The following is a 17,439-nucleotide window of genomic DNA, read 5'->3' on the forward strand; positions in this document are numbered from 1 at the left end:
TGCGCACCAGGCCGATCAGCGCCAGCTTGGAGGTGCCGTACACGCCCAGGGTGTCGGACGGCTTAAAGGCGCCGACGCTGGCGGTGAACATCATCGAGCCGTTGCCTTTCTCGATCATGTCCGGCGCCACCAGGCGCGCCAGCCACAGGTTGGCTTGCACGTTCACCTGCATGGTTTTTTCGTAGGCGTCGTCGGGGATCTCGGAGATCGGCCCGTAGTGCACATTGACGCCGGCGTTGCCGACCAGAATGTCCACCGGCCCGGCGAGCTGGTGGGTTTTCTCCACCAGCGTCTCCAGTTCCTGTTTGCGGCCGGCGTTGGCGGCCACCCCGTGCACGCGCTCGGCGCCCACCGCCTGGTTGATCTCGGCGGCGGTCTCATCGAGCGTTTCCTGGGTGCGCGCGGAGATCACCACCGTGGCACCATGCGCGGCCAGGGCGTGGGCCATCGCTTTGCCCATGCCCTTGGAGGCGCCGGTCATCAGCGCCACCTTGCCGGTCAGATCGAACAGCTTGGTTTCTACCATGGCGTTACGCTCCGGTCTGGTTGTAGCGGTTCACTTCGTTGCGGGCGACCACGTTGTGGTGCACTTCGTCCGGACCGTCGGCGAGGCGCAGGGTGCGCTGCTGCATGTACATCTCGGACAGCGGCGACCACTGGCTGACACCGGTGGCGCCGTGGATCTGGATCGCCTGGTCGATGATCTGGCAGCACTTCTCCGGCACCATCGCTTTCGCCATGGACACCCAGATGCGCGCTTCCTTGTTGCCCATCACGTCCATCGCCTTGGCGGCTTTCAGGACGATCATGCGCATCGCTTCGATCTCGATGCGGGCACGGGACACGGTCTCCATGTTCTTGCCCAGGTTGATGATCTGCTTGCCGAACGCTTCGCGGTTCATGCCGCGCTCGAGAATCAGGTCCAGGGCTTTTTCGGCGGAACCGATGGAACGCATGCAGTGGTGGATGCGGCCCGGGCCGAGGCGCAGCTGGGAAATCTCGAAGCCGCGGCCTTCGCCCCAAAGAATGTTTTCTTTCGGCACGCGCACGTTGTCCAGCTTGATGTGCATGTGGCCGTGCGGCGCGTGGTCGTGGCCGAACACGCGCATCGGGCCGAGCACGTGCACGCCGGGGGCGTCCATGGGCACCAGAATTTGCGACTGCTGACGGAAGGTGGGCGCGTCCGGGCTGGTCTTGACCATGCAGATCATGATCTTGCAGCGCGGGTCGCCGGCGCCGGAAATATAGTATTTCTCGCCGTTGATCACCCAGTCGTCGCCGTCCAGCACGGCGCTGGTTTCAATGTTGCGGGCGTCGGAGGAGGCCACCTGCGGTTCGGTCATGCCGAAGCAGGAACGGATCTCGCCGGCCAGCAGCGGCTTCAGCCACTTCTCTTTCTGCTCGGGGGTGCCGACGCGCTCCAGCACTTCCATGTTGCCGGTGTCCGGCGCGGAGCAGTTCAGGGTCTGGGACGCCAGCGGGTTCTTGCCCAGCTCGAAGGCGATGTAGGCGTAGTCCAGGTTGGACAGGCCTTCGCCGGTTTCCGCGTTGGGCAGGAAGAAGTTCCACAGGCCGGCTTCGCGGGCCTTGTTCTTGGCGGTTTCCAGAAGCTCCAGCTGGCCGGGGGCGTAGCTGAAACGCTCCGCGCGGCCTTCGCCCAGACGGTGGAATTCCTCGGTGATCGGGTCCACGTTCTCGCGGATGTGCTTGGCCAGGGCGTCCAGCAGCGGGCGCGCGTCTTCGGACATGGCCAGGTTGTTCAGATCGGTATCGTTACCCATGGGTGTTTACTCCTCGTTGATGGGGGCGCCCGCCTCGGTGTCGGCGGCCAGGCATTGTGCGCGCAGGGCGCGGCGGTCGGTTTTGTCGGTGCCGCCCCGGGGCAGCGGGTCGCTGCGCAGCCAGATGCGGTCGGGAATCTTGAAACGGGCCAGATGGTCGGCCAGGAACGCTTGCAGCCCGGCTTCGTCAACGCGGGCGCCGGGCTTGAGCTGCACGCCGGCGCCGACGATCTCGCCCAGGCGCGGGTCGGGAATCGGGAACACGCCGGCTTCGGCCACCTCCGGGTGGCGGTGCAGGGCGCCTTCCACTTCCAGGCAGGCGATGTTCTCGCCGCCCCGGATGATGATGCTCTTCTTGCGGTCGACGATGTAGATCAGGCCTTCCTCGTCGATGCGCGCCAGGTCGCCGGTGTACAGCCAGCCGTCGCGCACGGTGTCGGCGGTGGCTTCGGGCTGGTTCAGATAGCAGCGCATATTGGCGGCGCTTTTCACGGTCAGCTCGCCGATCTCGCCGGTGGGCACCTCAACGCCGTCGCCGTCGACGATGCGCATTGCCTGCAGCGGCGGCGTCGGCCGGCCGGCGGCTTCCGGGTGGGCCACATAGTCGGGGCCGCCGATCAGAATGCCCAGGGCGTTGGTTTCGGTCATGCCCCAGCCGGAGGCGATGGCGGCGGCGGGGAAGGCTTCGGCGAGCTGGCCCACCTGGGCGGCGGGCCGCTTGGCACCGCCGCCTCCGATCGCTTCCCGGGTGTCCAGGCTTTCGCCCAGGGCGCGGGCGGTATCCATCAATTCGGCGGACTGGGTGGGCACGCCGGTGAAGCGGGTGATGCGCTCGCGCTTGATCAGGCGCACCGCCTCTTGTGGGTCCCACTTGTACATCAGGGTCAGGGTGGCGCCGCTGGCCAGGCCCTGCAGGAAATTCGACTGCAAGGCGGTGACGTGGAACAGCGGCGTCACCACCAGAAACGAGGGTGGCTGAACCTGATCCGGCTCCGGCAGGGGCGGCGGCGGGTCCGCCACCAGCGGTGCCATCAACCGCGCCATGATCCAGGAGTACACCGCCGAGATCGCGCCGCGATGGGTGAGCACCACGCCCTTGGGGTTGCCGGTGGACCCGGAGGAGTACAGCACGGCGAAGTCGTCGTCCGGGGCGATGGTCACATCCGGCCAGCGGTCGTCGCGGCCGCCGTCGCGCAGTTGTTCATAGCGCGGCCGGCCGGGCAGGGCTTCGGCGTCGCGCACGGCGATCAGCGCCAGGCCGTTGTCGGCGGCCAGCCTCTCGATGCGCTGGTGGCGCGGGCCGTCGGCGAACACCACCCGGGCGCCGCAGTCCGTCAGGCCGTAGGCCAGTTCCTGCTCCGACCACCAGGCGTTCATCGGCACCGCCACCGCGCCCAGCGCGGCCACCGCCAGAATCAGGATCGGCAGCTCCGGGTAGTTGCGCATGGCGATCGCCACCGGGTCGCCCTGGCGCACGCCCAGGTCGTCGGCCAGGGCGTTGGCGACGCGCCGCACCTCCCGGCACAGCTCGGCGTGGCGCCAGCGTTCGTCCTGGTAGACCAGGGCGTCGCGGTCCCCATAAGCGGGGGCGGCGTCTTCCAGCAGCACGCGCAGGTGTGCCGGGGCATTGGCGAATACCGGATAGCGGACTCCGCCGATCACCGCCTCGGTGAGCGCGAAGCGGGGATCGCTGGCGGCGATATGCGCCTGGGCGTCTTCGGGCGTCAATTGTTCTCCTTATGCACGGCGAGCGCCGTGGGCTGGCTGACACTTGTCAGGAATCAAGCTAAGGCGGATGGTGGCGGCAAGTCAAGCGCCGTTGACCGACGGGTCACACCGGAATCAGGAATAATGGAATGCTATTTCGACGGGTAAGCGTCTGAATTAATTGGGCTTTTCGCCCAGCTGGTCGACCATGGCGCGGACCGCCGCGGCCACCGTCTTGAGGATCACGGTGTCGTCGATGTCGCGGTTCAGCCAGTCGCGCATGGGCGCGAACGCGGCCAGGAAGACGATCATGTTGGCCACCACTTCGGCGCGCGGGTCGTCCTCGGGCAGACCGGTGCGTTCGCGCAGCTGGTCGGCTAAGGCATTGAGCACCGTCTCGTCGCGGGCGCGCATGGTCTTGCGGTCTTCGTCGCGGAGGTGGGGAATGGAGCGGTAGATCAGCAGGGTGCCCTGGCGCTTCTTGGTCCAGACGTCCTGGAAGAACGCCGCTACCTGATCCTCGAACGGCACGTCCGGGTCGCGCTCCAGACGCTCCGCCAGGGTCGGCACGTCCTGGGCGAACCACAGTTTGTTGAGCAGCCGGCGCAGGATGTCGTTTTTGTTGGCGATGTAATCGTAGATGCTCGCCTGGTTGACGCCGGAGCGCGCGCAGATGTCGCGGATGGTGGTGGCGTCGAAGCCCTTTTCCAGAAACAAGGACAGGGCCGCGTCGCAGATCTGGTTGCGGCGCGTCTCGGTGAGCGCGCTGTCCTGCACGCCGTCCACTGTGGCTTCCACCAGTTGCTGCTCGCTGTCGAGGGCGGTTTTATCGTTGTGTTCAGGTTCCGCCGGCAAGCGTCTTCTCCACAATCAGGTCGGTCCGGGAAGGTCGCTCGGACGTTAGCACAGTTGTTTCAGGGGCGGAAGAAAGCGGCCGGCGGCGCGCTTCGAGCGGCGCCAGGATCGGGCAAGGATCGGCGGGTTATGGAGCATCACGCGGCTATCTTGCCGCCGTCTTGAGCGTTATCTTGTCATTCTTTGCCCCTGAACCCGGGTATTACTTCGTTTGTCTGATCGAGAGAGTAGTTATGAGCGACGACACCTACACGCCTCCGAAAGTCTGGAAATGGGACGCGGAAAGCGGCGGCAAATTCGCCAGCATCAACCGGCCCATCGCCGGCCCCACCCATGACAAAGACCTGCCGGTGGGCAAGCATCCTCTGCAGCTGTATTCCCTGGCCACGCCCAACGGCGTCAAGGTGACGGTGCTGCTGGAAGAGCTTCTGGAAAAGGGCTTCGAAGGCGCGGAGTACGACGCCTGGTTGATCCGCATCACCGAGGGCGAGCAGTTCGGCAGCGGGTTCGTGGACATCAACCCCAACTCCAAGATCCCGGCCCTGGTGGATCAGAGCCAGGACCCGTCGGTGCGCGTGTTCGAGTCCGGCGCCATCCTGCTCTACCTGGCGGAAAAGTTCGGCGCCTTCCTGCCCACTGATCCGGCCAAGCGCACCGAATGTCTCAACTGGCTGTTCTGGCAGATGGGCGCGGTGCCGTTCCTGGGCGGCGGCTTCGGTCACTTCTACGCCTACGCCCCGGAGAAATACGAATACCCGATCAACCGCTACACCATGGAAGTGAAGCGCCAGCTGGACGTGCTCGACCGCCGCCTGGCGGACAACCGCTTCCTGTCCGGCGACGACTACACCATCGCCGACATGGCGGTCTGGCCCTGGTACGGCGCCCTGGTCACTAACAAGGTGTACGAAGCCGCCGAATTCCTGGAAGCGCACACCTACAAGAACGTGCTGCGCTGGGAAGCGGAGATCGCCGAGCGCCCCGCCGTGCAGCGCGGCCGCATGGTCAACCGCGCCTGGGGCGAGCCCAGCGAACAGCTGCGCGAGCGCCACGACGCCAGCGACTTCCAGCTGCGCACCCAGGACAAGCTGGAAGACTCATAGCCGCGACACTGGTGTGAGCGGACCCTTGTGGTGGCGGCCTTTGTGGGAGCGGGCCCCGCCCGCGAAAGGGAGCGAAGCTCCCGGCCAAGGTTGCCCCGCTGGATTCCAGAGGCTTTTTAACAGCGCCATAAACGGCGTCTCTGGGATCCTGCCGGCAAGCGTTGCTTGCCTTTCGCGGGCTGGGCCCGCTCGCACAAGGTGGTCCCTTTCGCAGCGGGTCCCGCTCCAAATGACTTGCCAAAAACCCGTGCTTACGAAGATCGTTTTGTGGCGGGGATTTTCTCCAACACCATCAGGTCATCCAGGTAGGTGACCAGATGCTCCAGGTATTCCGGCGACACTTCCTGCAGCGCGGCCAGCGCGCGGGCCACCTGCCGGTGGGCGTTGAGCGGGCCGGCGTCGTCGGGCACGTGGGTGATGGCGTGCTGGATGCGCGCGGCCAACTGCTGTCGGGCCTGGGCCTCGCGGATCGGCGCAAGGGCTTTCAGCTCCATGGGCGCTTCGCCATCGCCACGCAGTCGGGTCAGCAACGTGGCCAGCGGGGATTCGTACCGCGGCGTAGCGGGATCGCCCTGGCTTTCATCGTCGTCGGCGTCCGCGCGGGCCCGGTAGTCCGCGAGTGCCTGTTCCAGTTTTTCCTGATGTTTTTGCGACGGCGCGCGCCGGCTTTCGGCCAGGCGCGTGGCGAAGCTCTCCAGATAGGTGAAACGCACCGGGTCGCGGTGGTGGGCGCCGGTCTGGCGCAGGGCTTCCAGTTGCGCCAGCACCTCACTCATCGAGTTGCCCGGTCTGTTCCGGCTCGCCGGCGGTGGCGTCGGCGCGCGGCACGGTGGTGATCTCCACGCGCCGGTTTTTGGCGCGGGCGGCGTCGTCCACGTTGGCGGTCACCGGCTGGTTGTCGCCGAAGGCGGCGGCGAAAATGCGCGCCTCCGGCAGGCCCTGATCGATCAGGGTGCGGGTCACCGTGAGCGCGCGCTGGGCGGACAGGCCCCAGTTGTCCGCGTAGCGCGGGTTGCCCTGCTGGATCGGCAGGTCGTCGGTGAAGCCGCTCACCATCAGCAGCTCGTCGTGTTGCGCCAGGTAGGTTTGCAGCGGTTCCACCAGGCTCTCCAGCAGCGCACGGCCCTCCGGCTGCAGGCGGTCCGCGTTGAGCGCGAACAGCACGCTGCCGTTGATGCCGATGCGGCCGTTCTGGAACGAGATGCGGCCGCTGGCGAGCGGGTCGGCGAGCGCCTCTTCCAACGCCTGGCGTCGTTGCTGCTCGGCCTGCAGTTTGGCGCGTTCCTGCTCCAGCGACTGGCTCAGTTCCAGCTGAATGCCGATCACCCACACCAGCAGCAGCACGAAGATGCCCACCAGCGCCGCCATCAGGTCCGAGAAGATCGCCCACACCGGGGTGGACTGAGCGCCGTCCTGGCCGTCGTGAAGCTCGTCCATCAGCGCGCCTCGCCGGCTTTGAGGGCGGCCAGGGCGTCGATCACTTCCTTTTGCGAACTCAGGCTGAGATCGATCACCTCGCGGGCCTGCTCCACGTAGTAGGCCAGCTGCTCGTCGCTGCGCGCGGCGGACTGTTCCAGGGACGTCTCGATGCGTCTGAGGTTATCCAGCAGCTTGCCGTTGGACTCGCTGAACAGGTTCACCGCGGTGCCGAAGGCGTCGCCCAGGCTGGCCACCTCGTGGGCCCCGCCGGTGATGTCGGCGGCGGCCTCGTCCAGGCGGGCGGTCTGCGCGTCCACCTGGCCGGCGAAGGTATCGCTGACCTCCTTGAGTACGCCGCCGGCGTCGCGGATCAGCGTTTCCACCGCGTCGCGCTGCACGCCGGCCGCCTGCTGCTGGGCGGTGAGCAGGGCGTCCAGCTCGCCCATGATGCGGCGGCGTTCCTCCAGCAGTTCGTTGTCCCGTTCGCTGCTTTGCGCCATTTCCTCGCGCAGGCGGCTGATCACTTCGGCGGCCGCCTTGGGCGTCTCCGAGGCGGTTTCGATCAGCCGCGTCATCGGCGCTTCCAGGGCGGTGCCCAGCTCGGTGAGGTGGCGGGTGACGGTGGCTTCCAGGTCGGCCAGGCGCTGCGTGGCCGCGTCGCCGCGCGCCGCCTCCTGATCCCGCAAGGCGCTGAGCTGCTCGCCGGTTTGCGCGAGCAGGGCGTCCAGGCCTTGCCGCTGCCCTTCCACCAGGCCGTCGGCGGTGTGCCGGAAGCGGTCCGTGTGGCCGCACAGGGTGTCGCCGAGGTCGCTGACCAGGCGGGCGAGGGTCTGCTGTTGTTGCTCGAGGCCTTCCCGCCAGCCCTCGGCGGTGGCGTCGCCGGCTTGTTGGAAGCGCTCGGTGATGGCGGTCAGGCGTTGCTGGTTGTCGGCCCGGGCCTGTTGCTGGTCGTCGCGGATCTGCGTCAGCAGGGCGTCGCCGTGGGCCTGGAAGCGGTCGTTGTGCGCTTGCAGGGCGGCGGCCACCTTGTCGGTGAGGCTTTGCGCGGTCTGTTGGTGCTCGGCCAGGCCCTCGCGCCAGTGGCGCGCCGCTTGCTCGGTGGTGGTGTCGAAGCGCTCGGCGATCCGGCTCAGCTGGCTTTCGGTGAGCGTGTTGAGGCGCTGGTGGCTCTGCTCCGCCTGGTCGTTGAGGCGTTCCAGAGCCTCGGCGATCACCGGGCGGACGCTTTCCGCCGCCAGCCGGCTGCTGTCCGCCAGGCTGGTGCTCAGGCTGTCGCCGACGGACGCCGCCAGTTGGCGGTAGTGCTCGGCGGTCTGCTCGTGGAACTGCTTTTGATTGTCGGTGAGCGCGCTGTTGAGCTGGTCGCCCATCTGCTCCAGGCGTCGGGTCAGGGCCTGCAGGCTGTCGACCACGGCGGGGAAGGCGTCGGACTGTGATTGCAGGGCGCGGAACGCCTCCTGCTGCTGATGTTTCAGGGAAAACGCGCGCAGATCGCGGCGCAGCACGGCGTCCAGGTCACGGCCCACCAGGGTACGCTCGCGGCGGCTCAGGGTGGCGCCCAGCCCCAGCATGGCGGAGGCGGCGACACCGGCGATGGAGGTGCCGAAGGCCAGGCTGAGCCCGGCGATGGGCGCCGCCAGCGCGCTCTGCACGGCGGCCAGGTTGTTGCCGCCTTCCAGGGCACTGACCGCGCCCTGCAGGGTGACGATCATGCCGATAAAGGTACCCAGCAGGCCCAGCATCACCAGCAGGCCGGACAGGTAGGGCGTCAGCATGGGCCCGGGCAGTGGCGTGCTTTCCCCTTCCACGCGCCGGCGCACGGCGCCGCGCAGGGCGGCGGGCAGCTCGGCCAGCCAGCGCTCCAGGCCGTCGCCGTCACCGGGCGGGGTCTCCAGTTGCCGGGCCAGTTGCGTGCTGTCGGCGCGGAAGCGGCGCAGCTCCAGGAAGCCGAAGGCGTACACGAAGGCGATCAGCAGGGTGGCGGTGAGGGCCACCAGGTTGGTGCCCAGAAAGCCGATGCCCACCCAGGCCACGGTGGCCGCGCCGAGCAGGCATACCAGTGCGAATAAAAAGCGTGTCATTGAGGTCCTTGTGGGTGGTTGTGCGCGCTTTCCAGCGCCATGAGCAAGCCCTGCACCGGCTCCAGGCGGGTGTCCAGCTCCGCCAGCAACAGGGTCTTCATCTCCTGGCAGAAGCGGTGCAGCCAGGCGCCTTCCTTCATCCAGTCCTGGGGATCGTCGCCGGGCGTATCGCTGAGCAGGCTGTGCTGGCGGTCCGGCCAGAGCGCCAGGAAGCGCTTTTCCAGCACGCCGGGCACGGCACCGAAGCCCTTGCGGGCGTAGCCGGTAAGGGTGTTGTCGAGCACCGCGTCGATGCGCGCTAGCCGCGCCAGGGCCGGGCCGTGGTCGGTGAGCGCGCCACGGGCTTTCAGCCGCAGCGGCGGCACGGCGGCGGCCATCTGCCGCTGCTTGCTCTGATAGAAGCGCCGGTAGGGCTCGAAATCCGGCGGCTCGGCCGGGCTTGGGCCGGCCTGCGGCGCCGGCAGACCGTTGCGGGTGCCGATCCGCTCGGCGGTGACGCTGGCTTCGATGGCGTCCCGCTGGCTTTGGCGCAGTTTCTCCAGCTCCGCGCGCAGCCGCTCGGCGGCCTTGCCGTCGGCGCCGAAATGGCCGTCCCGGGACGCCACGTTGGCGGCGTCCAGCGCCACGGTGTCGGACAGGTCGAACAGCCGCGCCAGCCGTTCGCCGAAGCACGGCAGCGGCGCGCCGGCCGCGCGCACGCCCAGGCCCGCCAGCTGCCGCCGCAGCGGGCCGGTGTTGTTCACGCTGTTGGGCCTGCCGTTGCTCATCGCCGCGCCCTGGTTGGACATCCATGGAGAATAGAGGGCCCGACGCGCCCTGGCGCCGGGAAGCCGCACATTCTAATCAGGAACGGCCGGCGATGATAATGGCGGCATGTAGCCGCCCGACCGGCGCCCTGGAAAGGGCGCGGCGGGGCGGACGGGGCAGGGGGCGCGGGTCAGGCGCGGCGGAAGGCTTCCGGGATGGTCAGCTCGTAGGTGGCGCCGGTGGGCAGCAGCAGCGCGGAGGGGCCGCGCTGGGAACTGAAGTAAAGCCGCGAGCCGTCCGGGGTGAAGGCGGGGCCGGTGAGTTCGCTGCCGCCGCCGGGGATTTGCAGCAGGATTCTGGCGGGCTGGTTGGGCACCATCACCATCAGACGCATCAGGTCGCCGTCTTCCGCCACCACCACGTCGCCGGCCGGGCCGACGACGATATTGTCCACGTCATTGAACGGCGCTTCGCCGCTGCCGATCAGTTGCTCGTTGTCGAACACCACTTCGATCTGGTCGTTGTCGATGTCCAGGGCGTAGACCCGGTTGTCGCCTTTGCAGGCCAGGAACACCACCGCGCGTAGCGGGTTGGCGCTGCCCGCGATGTCGGGCCGCTGGCCCTCCGGCAGGGTCTGCACCCACAGGCCTTCGCCGCCTTTGAAGCGGGTGCCCGGGGCGCCCTGGCCGGTGGCCGCCTCGATCTCGGCGCGCACCGTTTCCTGGGCGCGGTGCGGGTCCTGCACCGGCACCCAGCGCACCTTGTGCAGGCGGCGGGCCTGGTCCAGGTCTTCCTGGTAGGCGCCGTTGGCGAAGCCGTCCACTTCCAGCACCTCCAGCACGCCGTTATCCAGGTCCAGGCCCGGTTCCCCGGTGATCGAGGTGACCACGCCGGCGGACCGGAAGCGGTACAGACGGCCGTTGCCGTCGTCCTCGGACAGGTACAGGGTGCGGGTGTCCCAGTCCGCCACGGCGGCTTCGTGGTTGAAAATACCCAGCGCCGGATGCGCCCGCGCCAGAGATGCGGGCCCCAGCGGGTGGCACTCATAGACCTGGCCGTCGGTGGTCTCCTCGCAGGACAACCAGGTGCCCCAGGGCGTGGCGCCGCCGGCGCAGTTGCGGCGGGTGTTGCGCAGGATGCGGTAGGCGTCGATGACGGTGCCGTCGCGGTCGAACCGCAACGCGCCCACGCCGCCGCCGGGGGCGATTTCACTGTTGGAGACATAGACCCAGCCGCCGTCTTCCCGCACCGGGAACACTGCGCCGCCGTCCGGGAAGATGTGCCAGTTGTCGCGCAGCAAGCCGGTGAGGTTGGGCAGACCGGAGATCGGATCTTCCAGGTGCCGGGCCACGCGGCGGATCGAGAACCCCTCGGGAATCAGAATGCCGTCCACGTCGCTTTCCACCAGCTCGCCGATACCGGCCAGCGGCCCCGCTTCCAGGGGCAGCATGGTGGCCGGCGGTACCGGCGGCTCGGGAGCGGGCGGCTCCGGCTCCGACGGGCTGGGGGTCGGTGACGGGGTGCCCGCCGGGCTGCCCGAGGACGAGGAACCGCCGCCGCAGGCGGTGATCACCGCGGCGCCGGCACCGTAGAACATGGCCTGGATCAGTTTGCGTCGGGTCAGGGTTACGGAGTTCATAAGCCGGTCCGGAGTCGATAACGGCGGACAGGCTGGCCGCCGATGATGACAATCCGGTGATGCCGGCGGCGCCGGTGGCGGTCGGTAACAAAAGTCGAACCGAACGGTTACCGAAGGCGGTCAGTCCACCGCCAGACCGGCGGGGAAGCGGCGGATCTTCTGCGCCAGGTAGAGGCCCACCAGCAGCGCCAGGCAGGTGAACGCCACCGCCAGGCGGAAGCCGCCGGTGGCTTCGATCAGCCAGCCGGCGATGGCCGGGCCCAGGAACTGGCCGCCGGCGAAGAACACCGTCACATAGCTGAAGGCGATGGGGATATGGCGCGGCGCCACCTGGTCGGTGCTGGCGGCCTGGACCATGGTGAACACGCCGTTCACCGCGCAGCCCATCAGCAGGAAGTGGGCGAAGAACATGGCCAGGCTCTGGTCGATCAGCGGCAGCCCCATGGCCACGGTGACCACCGCCATCGCCAGGGTCAGGGCGTTGCCCCGGCCCCACACGTCGGACAGCGAGCCCCATAGCGGGCCGGCGGCCACCGACAGCAGGCCGGACATGGCCATCAGCCAGCCGGCGGTGGCTTCGTCGAAGCCGGACTCCACCACGTAGCTGACCATGAAGATCGCCTGGATGATGTAGACCATGCCGATGATGCCGTAGATCGCCGCCATGATGATCACGCGCGGGTTGCGGTAGATGCGCCATTTGTCCGCCGGCGCCGGGCGGTCCGGATGGTCGTGGGCCACCGGCGCCGGGTCGCGCACCGCCGCCAGGACCAGCGCCACCGCCACCGCCGCCAGGGCGGCGAACAGGCCCCAGGCCAGGCGCCAGCCTTGCTCACCGAACTGGTCGGACAGCCAGGGCACCAGCAGCCCGGTGACGAAGATGCCGGCGCCCACGCCGCCGGCCATGCAGCCGATCACCATGCCGCGCTTTTCCGGGTACCAGGTGGCCAGCAGCGACACCATGGGCGCGAAGCAGAAGGCGGTGCCCAGACCCAGCAGCGCCATCAGGCCGACGACCACCGGGTAGGCGCTGGCCAGCGCCAGGCCGGCGAAGCCGACGGTGAGAATCAGCAGGCCGGTGGCCACCGCGTTGCGCGCGCCCCAGCGGCTGGCGGCGATGCCGCCCAGCAATACGAACAGCAGATAGCCCAGCGCGGTGACGGTGCCCAGGGTGCCGGCCTGCCGGTAGCTCAATCCCAGATCGTCGCGCATCGGCGGCAGAATCAGGCCGTAGGCGAGCCGCGCGAACACGATCGCCACCAGCGCCACCAGAATACCGCCCGCCACCATGATCACGATGTTGGGACGGCTCGGCGACTGGGATGTGGCGGACATAGGCAGTGAATCCATGGTCTGGGGCGTTTGGCGCGGGCGCTACTGTAGCGCACGGCGCTCGCCGCACCCAGTGTTTCGTTCCCCGCCAGGGCGCCGTCTGGGTTAGGCTTGGGCGTTTGTATCCGGACCAGCAAGGTCAGAAAGGGGAGTATCGGAAGTGGATCAGTCATTGTTTGTCCGCCAGGGCGAGACCTACGTGCCCACCGCCAGCGCCGGCGGACCCTGGAGCCCCAGCCATCTGCACGGCGGCTCGCCCACCGGGCTGCTGGCGCTGTTGATGGAGCAGGCCACCGCGGACAGCGGGCTGCGGCTCAGCCGCCTCACGGTGGATCTGTTGAGGCCGGTGCCGGCGGCGCCGCTGACGGCGGAGCTGGCGGTGGTGCGCGCCGGGCGGCGCCTGCGGGTGTTGCAAGCGTCGCTGCTCGCCGACGGCGTCGAGGTGTGCCGGGCCAGCGGCCTGTTCCTGGAGCAGGCCGGCGCCCGGGTGCCCGACTTCGGCCGGTTTGAAACCGGCGGCCTGGAACCGCGCGGCGACCGCCCGGTGATGACCCTCGCCGAGGTGGGCGGCGACGGCAAGGGCGGCGGCTGGACGCCCCGGGGGCTGCATACCACCGCCCGCATCTGCGTGCTCGACGGGGTCGGTGGCCAGGGCCAGGGCCGGGTGTGGATGTCGCTGCCGGTGCCGGTGGTGGCCGGGCAGCCCTGCTCGCCGCTGGTGCGCGCCGCCACCTTGTCCGATTTCGGCAACGGCATCGCCCAGCTGCGGCTGGCGCCGGAGGTGGGCAGCATCAATTCGGATCTCAGCCTCTACCTGCACCGCGACCCCCGTGGCGACTGGCTGGGACTCGACGCCCGCGCCCGCATGCAGGACAACGGCACCGGCCTGGTGGACACCACTCTGTATGATGAGGACGGCCCGGTGGGGCGGGTGCTGCAGGCCACCCTGGCGATGCCGCTTTATGCCGGCGGATGATTGACGTTACATTAGGATGAAAGGCCACCAGGAGGACGCCATGGCGACCGGCTGGGCCCCGGAAGGGGCCGTTCAGGATCAGATCGACAGCACCGTGGATTCGGCGGTGCAACACGCCCGCAGCCGTCTGCCCGCCGGCGAGAGCCTGACGCATTGCGAAGAGTGCGAGGCACCGATCCCCGAAGCGCGCCGTCAGGCGCTGCCCGGCGTGCGCCTGTGCACGCTGTGCCAGGGCGAGCGCGACGAGGCCCGGTCCGAGGGCTACAACCGGCGCGGCAGTAAAGACAGCCAGCTTCGTTGAGGCGAAGGGCGTTGAGTCAGCGTCCCAGAAATTCGGACAGCAGCCGCAGCGACGAGACGTTGTCGCACACCAGTTTGATGCACACCAGCAGCGGCACCGCGATCAGGATGCCGACCACGCCCCACATCCAGCCCCACAGCAGGATCGACAGAAACACCGCCACCGGACTCAGGGCCAGGCGATGGCCGGCCACCGTCGGCGTAATGAACTGCCCCTCCAGCACGTTCAGGGCCATCACCAGAAACGGCGGCAACAGCACCTGGGTGAGGCCGTCGAAATTCAGGCTGCTGATGAACAGCAGGATCACGCCGCTGACGATCGGCCCGATATAGGGAGCAAAGTTCAGCATGCCGACCATCACCCCGAAAAGGATCGGGTTGGGCATGTCCAGCAGATAAAGAATTAACGCCGCGCCGGCGCCCAGGCAGGTGTTGATGATGGTGATGGTGCCCAGGTACACCGATACGCTGGTCTGGATCTGGCGCACGGTTTCCACCGCCGCCCGCTTATGTTCGAACTGGGGAATCACCCGCACCAGCTTGCGCAGAAAGGTGTCGCCGGACGCCAGCATGAAATAGAGAAGAATCACGCTCAGGGTGATGCCGTACAGCGCCGACCAGGTGCCGGAGAGAATCCACTTCACCGGGCTCCAGGTGGGGGCTTCTTCCTTCTGTTGGTTTTCGTCACCGGGGGTGATGTCCTCGATCTGGGCGTTGGCCAGCTTGAGCTGCTGCATGGGCTCGCTGAACTGGTGGAATTCCTGTTCCAGCTGACGCAGATCGCGGGGCGCTTTTTGCAGCCATTCCATGGCCGGTTCCGAGAGACCGTACAGCGCGCCGAAGCCCAGGCCGAGCACGCCGATCACCACCGCCGCCGCGCTCACCGGCGGCGGGATTTTCAGCACCCGCAGCGCGCGCACCACCGGGGTGAAAATCAGGCTGGTAAGAAACGCCACCATCAGCGGCATAAAAAGAGTGGCCGCGGCGTACAGGGTGTACATCACCAGCAGCAGAAAAATACCGGTGAGCATGGCGGAACGCACATTCACCGACTCGAAGTTGGCTTTGGGCCTGTTCCGGTCCACTTTGGGCGGGGTGTTTGACGGCATCGGGGTGTCCATTGTTAGCCGGGCGGCGCGGGCGTTCCGTGGCGCGCTGTCGTTATGGCTGCCAATGATTGCATGCCGGGTGCGGGCGGTTAAGTGATCCGGATGACGGGGGCGGTAAAAAAGGGTAAAGGCGTGAGCCGCGTGGCGCCGGCGGCACCACACGGGATCGATTGGGCGTTTATTCGTCCCAGAGTGTCGCCAGGGTGTAGGGGCTGCCTTCCTGGGCCCAGAAGGCGCCGTCCACGTAGCGGCGGTGGCGGTCCAGGTCGGCGATCTCGTTGAGGTCGTCGTCGCTGAGCCTCAGATCGGCGGCGGCCAGGTTCTGCCCCAGGCGTTCCGGGTTCACGGATTTGGGGATCACCGCGGTGTCGCGGTGCAGCGCCCAGCTGATCAGCACCTGGGCCGGGGTGGCCTGGTGCCGCTCGGCGATGGTCTTGATCACCGGGTCTTCCAGCAACACCGGTTCGTCCTTGGCTTTGAAATTGTCCGGGCGGTCGGACGAGCCCAGCGGTGAATAGGCGGTGACCTGGATGCCGTTGTCATGGCAGAAGCGCACCAGCGGCGCCTGCTGCAAATACGGGTGCAGCTCCACCTGGTTCATGGCCGGCCGGTGGCGGGCGGTTTCCAGCAGCGCGGTGAGCTTGCGCACGCTGAAGTTGGACACGCCGATCTGGCGGGTCAGATTATCGTCCACCAGCGCTTCCATGGCGCGCCAGGTGTCGGCCACCGGCATGTCCTCGGGGTCCAGGATATCGGCGCCGGATTTCGGAAAACTGATGCCCGGGGTCAGCGCCACCGGCCAGTGCATCAGGTAGAGATCCAGGTAGTCGAGCTGCAGGTCGTCGAGGGTTTTTTCCAGGGCCGGCTGCACGTCTTCCGGGGCGTGGGCGCTGTTCCACAACTTCGAGGTGATCCACAGGTCCTCGCGGCTGACGGTGCCGGCGGCGAAGGATTCCGCCAGGGCCTGGCCCACTTCCGCCTCGTTGCCGTAAATGCGGGCGCAGTCGATGTGCCGGTAACCCTGTTGCAGGGCTTCCTTGACCGCGCCGTACACGTCGCCGGGGTCGGACTTCCAGGTGCCCAGGCCGAGCATCGGCATGGTGTCGCCGTTTTCGAATGTCAGGGTCTTCATGGGTCACTCCTTCCTTGTTGGGCTTCGCTTACCCTAAACAGTCGGCCGGCCCGGGGGCTAGCGGGATACTGTTAAATTCTTGCCCGTTCGTTAAGCTGGGGCCCACTCATCAGCAGGAGACCGCCGCCATGATTTCGGACCAGATGCCCTACCAGAAACATTTCCAGGACGTCGACGGCAAGCGCATCGCCTATGTGGACGAAGGCGAGGGCGACCCGATCGTGCTGCTGCACGGCAACCCCACCTCCTCGTACCTGTGGCGCAATGTGATTCCGGAGCTGGTCGGCAGTGGCCGGGTGATCGCGCCGGATCTGATCGGCCAGGGCGATTCGGAAAAGCTGCCGGCCAGCGACGGCCCCGGTCGTTACGGCTTTCTGACCGCCTACCATTACCTCGACGGGTTGCTGGCGGCGCTGGGTCTGGACCGGAACGTCACCCTGGTGGTGCACGACTGGGGCAGCGGTCTGGGCTTTCATTGGGCCAGCCAGCACCCGGACGCGGTCAAGGCGATCGCCTATATGGAAGCCATCGTCATGCCGATGACCTGGGACGACTGGCCGGAAGCCGCCCGCGGCATCTTCCAGGGGTTCCGCTCGGAAAAAGGCGAGGACCTGATTCTCAAGCGCAATATGTTCGTGGAAGCGGTGCTGCCCGGTTCGGTGCTGCGCGGTCTCACCGATGTGGAGATGGCCCACTACCGTCGGCCCTTCGAGCTGGAGGAAGACCGCCAGCCCACCCTCAACTGGCCGCGCGAGATCCCCATGGAAGGCGAGCCGCCGGAGATGATCCGGCTGGTGGAAAACTACGGGCGCTGGCTGGCGGCGAGCCCGGTGCCCAAGCTGTTCGTGAACGCCGAGCCGGGCTCCATTCTGATCGGACGGCAGCGGGAGTTCTGCCGCAGCTGGCCGAACCAGACCGAGGTCACCGTCCAGGGCAGCCACTTCCTGCAGGAAGATTCACCGGTGGAGATCGGTCAGGCGGTGGCCCGCTGGCTGGCGGCGCTGTGACGCCGCCGGCCGGCCTCAGTGCTTAAAGATCACGTAGAGCGCGTGGATGATGCCCGGAATGTAGCCGAGCAGGGTCAGCAGGATGTTCAGCCAGAAATGGCCCTTGAAGCCCACTTCCAGAAACACGCCCACGGGCGGCAGCAGAATCGCGAAGATGATCTTGATCGGGTCGGTGGCGGTGAATGGCATGGTACGACTCCTTCGAAGGTTGTGTCCTTGGTCTCCGTCAGTGTGCAACCGGTCCGGTGCTT

Annotated in this window: 17 protein-coding genes; 4 read left to right on the forward strand and 13 right to left on the reverse strand. The window is 67.6% G+C overall.

Annotated features, from left to right (window positions below):
* From ACEQZD_RS02915 to ACEQZD_RS02930, 4 genes are all read right to left on the reverse strand, one after another.
* Window positions 1-526 (reverse strand): SDR family NAD(P)-dependent oxidoreductase (locus tag ACEQZD_RS02915; protein WP_370183844.1); only part of this gene is annotated, 526 nt, incomplete at its 3' end.
* Between the two features lie 4 nt (window positions 527-530).
* Complete coding sequence (locus tag ACEQZD_RS02920; RefSeq protein WP_335629518.1) at window positions 531-1,781, reverse strand: acyl-CoA dehydrogenase family protein; 1,251 nt, start codon at window positions 1,779-1,781, stop codon at window positions 531-533.
* 6 nt (window positions 1,782-1,787) lie between these two features.
* Window positions 1,788-3,509: a class I adenylate-forming enzyme family protein gene (locus ACEQZD_RS02925; protein ID WP_370183846.1), complete on the reverse strand. Its 1,722-nt coding sequence runs from the start codon at window positions 3,507-3,509 to the stop codon at window positions 1,788-1,790.
* A 156-nt stretch (window positions 3,510-3,665) separates the two neighbouring features.
* On the reverse strand, window positions 3,666-4,343 hold the full coding sequence (locus ACEQZD_RS02930) for a TetR/AcrR family transcriptional regulator (RefSeq protein WP_335629516.1): 678 nt from the start codon (window positions 4,341-4,343) through the stop codon (window positions 3,666-3,668).
* A gap of 233 nt (window positions 4,344-4,576) precedes the next feature.
* Between ACEQZD_RS02930 and yghU the strand changes: the two genes are divergently transcribed.
* The gene (gene yghU / locus ACEQZD_RS02935; RefSeq protein WP_335629515.1) at window positions 4,577-5,446 is read left to right on the forward strand and encodes a glutathione-dependent disulfide-bond oxidoreductase; all 870 of its coding nucleotides are present in this window, start codon (window positions 4,577-4,579) and stop codon (window positions 5,444-5,446) included.
* A 251-nt stretch (window positions 5,447-5,697) separates the two neighbouring features.
* Here yghU and ACEQZD_RS02940 read toward each other — a convergent pair whose 3' ends face one another.
* The 6 genes from ACEQZD_RS02940 to ACEQZD_RS02965 form a co-directional block, all read right to left on the reverse strand.
* Window positions 5,698-6,222 carry a DUF2894 domain-containing protein gene (locus tag ACEQZD_RS02940; protein ID WP_335629514.1) on the reverse strand — a complete coding sequence of 175 codons (525 nt, stop codon included), beginning with the start codon at window positions 6,220-6,222 and terminating at the stop codon, window positions 5,698-5,700.
* Complete coding sequence (locus ACEQZD_RS02945) at window positions 6,215-6,883, reverse strand: OmpA family protein (protein ID WP_335629513.1); 669 nt, start codon at window positions 6,881-6,883, stop codon at window positions 6,215-6,217. The genes ACEQZD_RS02940 and ACEQZD_RS02945 overlap by 8 nt, the downstream gene beginning before the upstream one ends.
* A complete protein-coding gene (locus ACEQZD_RS02950; RefSeq protein ID WP_370183848.1) occupies window positions 6,883-8,946 on the reverse strand; it encodes a DUF802 domain-containing protein in 2,064 nt (687 codons plus the stop codon). Before ACEQZD_RS02950 ends, ACEQZD_RS02945 begins: the two co-directional genes overlap by 1 nt.
* Window positions 8,943-9,713, reverse strand: a complete 771-nt coding sequence (locus ACEQZD_RS02955) for a DUF3348 family protein (protein WP_370183849.1) — start codon at window positions 9,711-9,713, stop codon at window positions 8,943-8,945. Before ACEQZD_RS02955 ends, ACEQZD_RS02950 begins: the two co-directional genes overlap by 4 nt.
* Window positions 9,714-9,883: 170 nt before the next feature.
* Window positions 9,884-11,332, reverse strand: a complete 1,449-nt coding sequence (locus ACEQZD_RS02960) for an alkaline phosphatase PhoX (protein ID WP_370183850.1) — start codon at window positions 11,330-11,332, stop codon at window positions 9,884-9,886.
* A 120-nt stretch (window positions 11,333-11,452) separates the two neighbouring features.
* Window positions 11,453-12,667 carry an MFS transporter gene (locus ACEQZD_RS02965; RefSeq protein ID WP_370183851.1) on the reverse strand — a complete coding sequence of 405 codons (1,215 nt, stop codon included), beginning with the start codon at window positions 12,665-12,667 and terminating at the stop codon, window positions 11,453-11,455.
* Window positions 12,668-12,824: 157 nt separating this feature from the next.
* On the opposite strand from ACEQZD_RS02965, the gene ACEQZD_RS02970 reads away from it, so the two are divergent.
* Together ACEQZD_RS02970 and ACEQZD_RS02975 are read left to right on the forward strand one after the other, a co-directional pair.
* Window positions 12,825-13,640: a thioesterase family protein gene (locus ACEQZD_RS02970; protein ID WP_335629508.1), complete on the forward strand. Its 816-nt coding sequence runs from the start codon at window positions 12,825-12,827 to the stop codon at window positions 13,638-13,640.
* A 40-nt stretch (window positions 13,641-13,680) separates the two neighbouring features.
* Window positions 13,681-13,941, forward strand: coding sequence for a DksA/TraR family C4-type zinc finger protein (locus ACEQZD_RS02975; RefSeq protein WP_142949208.1), 261 nt, complete (start codon window positions 13,681-13,683; stop codon window positions 13,939-13,941).
* Between the two features lie 16 nt (window positions 13,942-13,957).
* Here ACEQZD_RS02975 and ACEQZD_RS02980 read toward each other — a convergent pair whose 3' ends face one another.
* Together ACEQZD_RS02980 and ACEQZD_RS02985 are read right to left on the reverse strand one after the other, a co-directional pair.
* Entirely contained in the window at window positions 13,958-15,049 is a 1,092-nt protein-coding gene (locus ACEQZD_RS02980; protein WP_335629507.1) for an AI-2E family transporter, read from the reverse strand.
* Window positions 15,050-15,227: 178 nt separating this feature from the next.
* Window positions 15,228-16,181, reverse strand: coding sequence for an aldo/keto reductase (locus ACEQZD_RS02985; RefSeq protein ID WP_370183853.1), 954 nt, complete (start codon window positions 16,179-16,181; stop codon window positions 15,228-15,230).
* 128 nt (window positions 16,182-16,309) lie between these two features.
* On the opposite strand from ACEQZD_RS02985, the gene ACEQZD_RS02990 reads away from it, so the two are divergent.
* On the forward strand, window positions 16,310-17,188 hold the full coding sequence (locus ACEQZD_RS02990) for a haloalkane dehalogenase (protein ID WP_142949205.1): 879 nt from the start codon (window positions 16,310-16,312) through the stop codon (window positions 17,186-17,188).
* Between the two features lie 15 nt (window positions 17,189-17,203).
* On the opposite strand, the gene ACEQZD_RS02995 is transcribed toward ACEQZD_RS02990, so the two are convergent.
* On the reverse strand, window positions 17,204-17,377 hold the full coding sequence (locus tag ACEQZD_RS02995) for a YqaE/Pmp3 family membrane protein (RefSeq protein WP_142949204.1): 174 nt from the start codon (window positions 17,375-17,377) through the stop codon (window positions 17,204-17,206).
* Window positions 17,378-17,439 lie beyond the last annotated feature (62 nt).

Source organism: Alloalcanivorax sp. (genome assembly GCF_964221125.1).
Lineage (GTDB): Bacteria > Pseudomonadota > Gammaproteobacteria > Pseudomonadales > Alcanivoracaceae > Alloalcanivorax > Alloalcanivorax venustensis.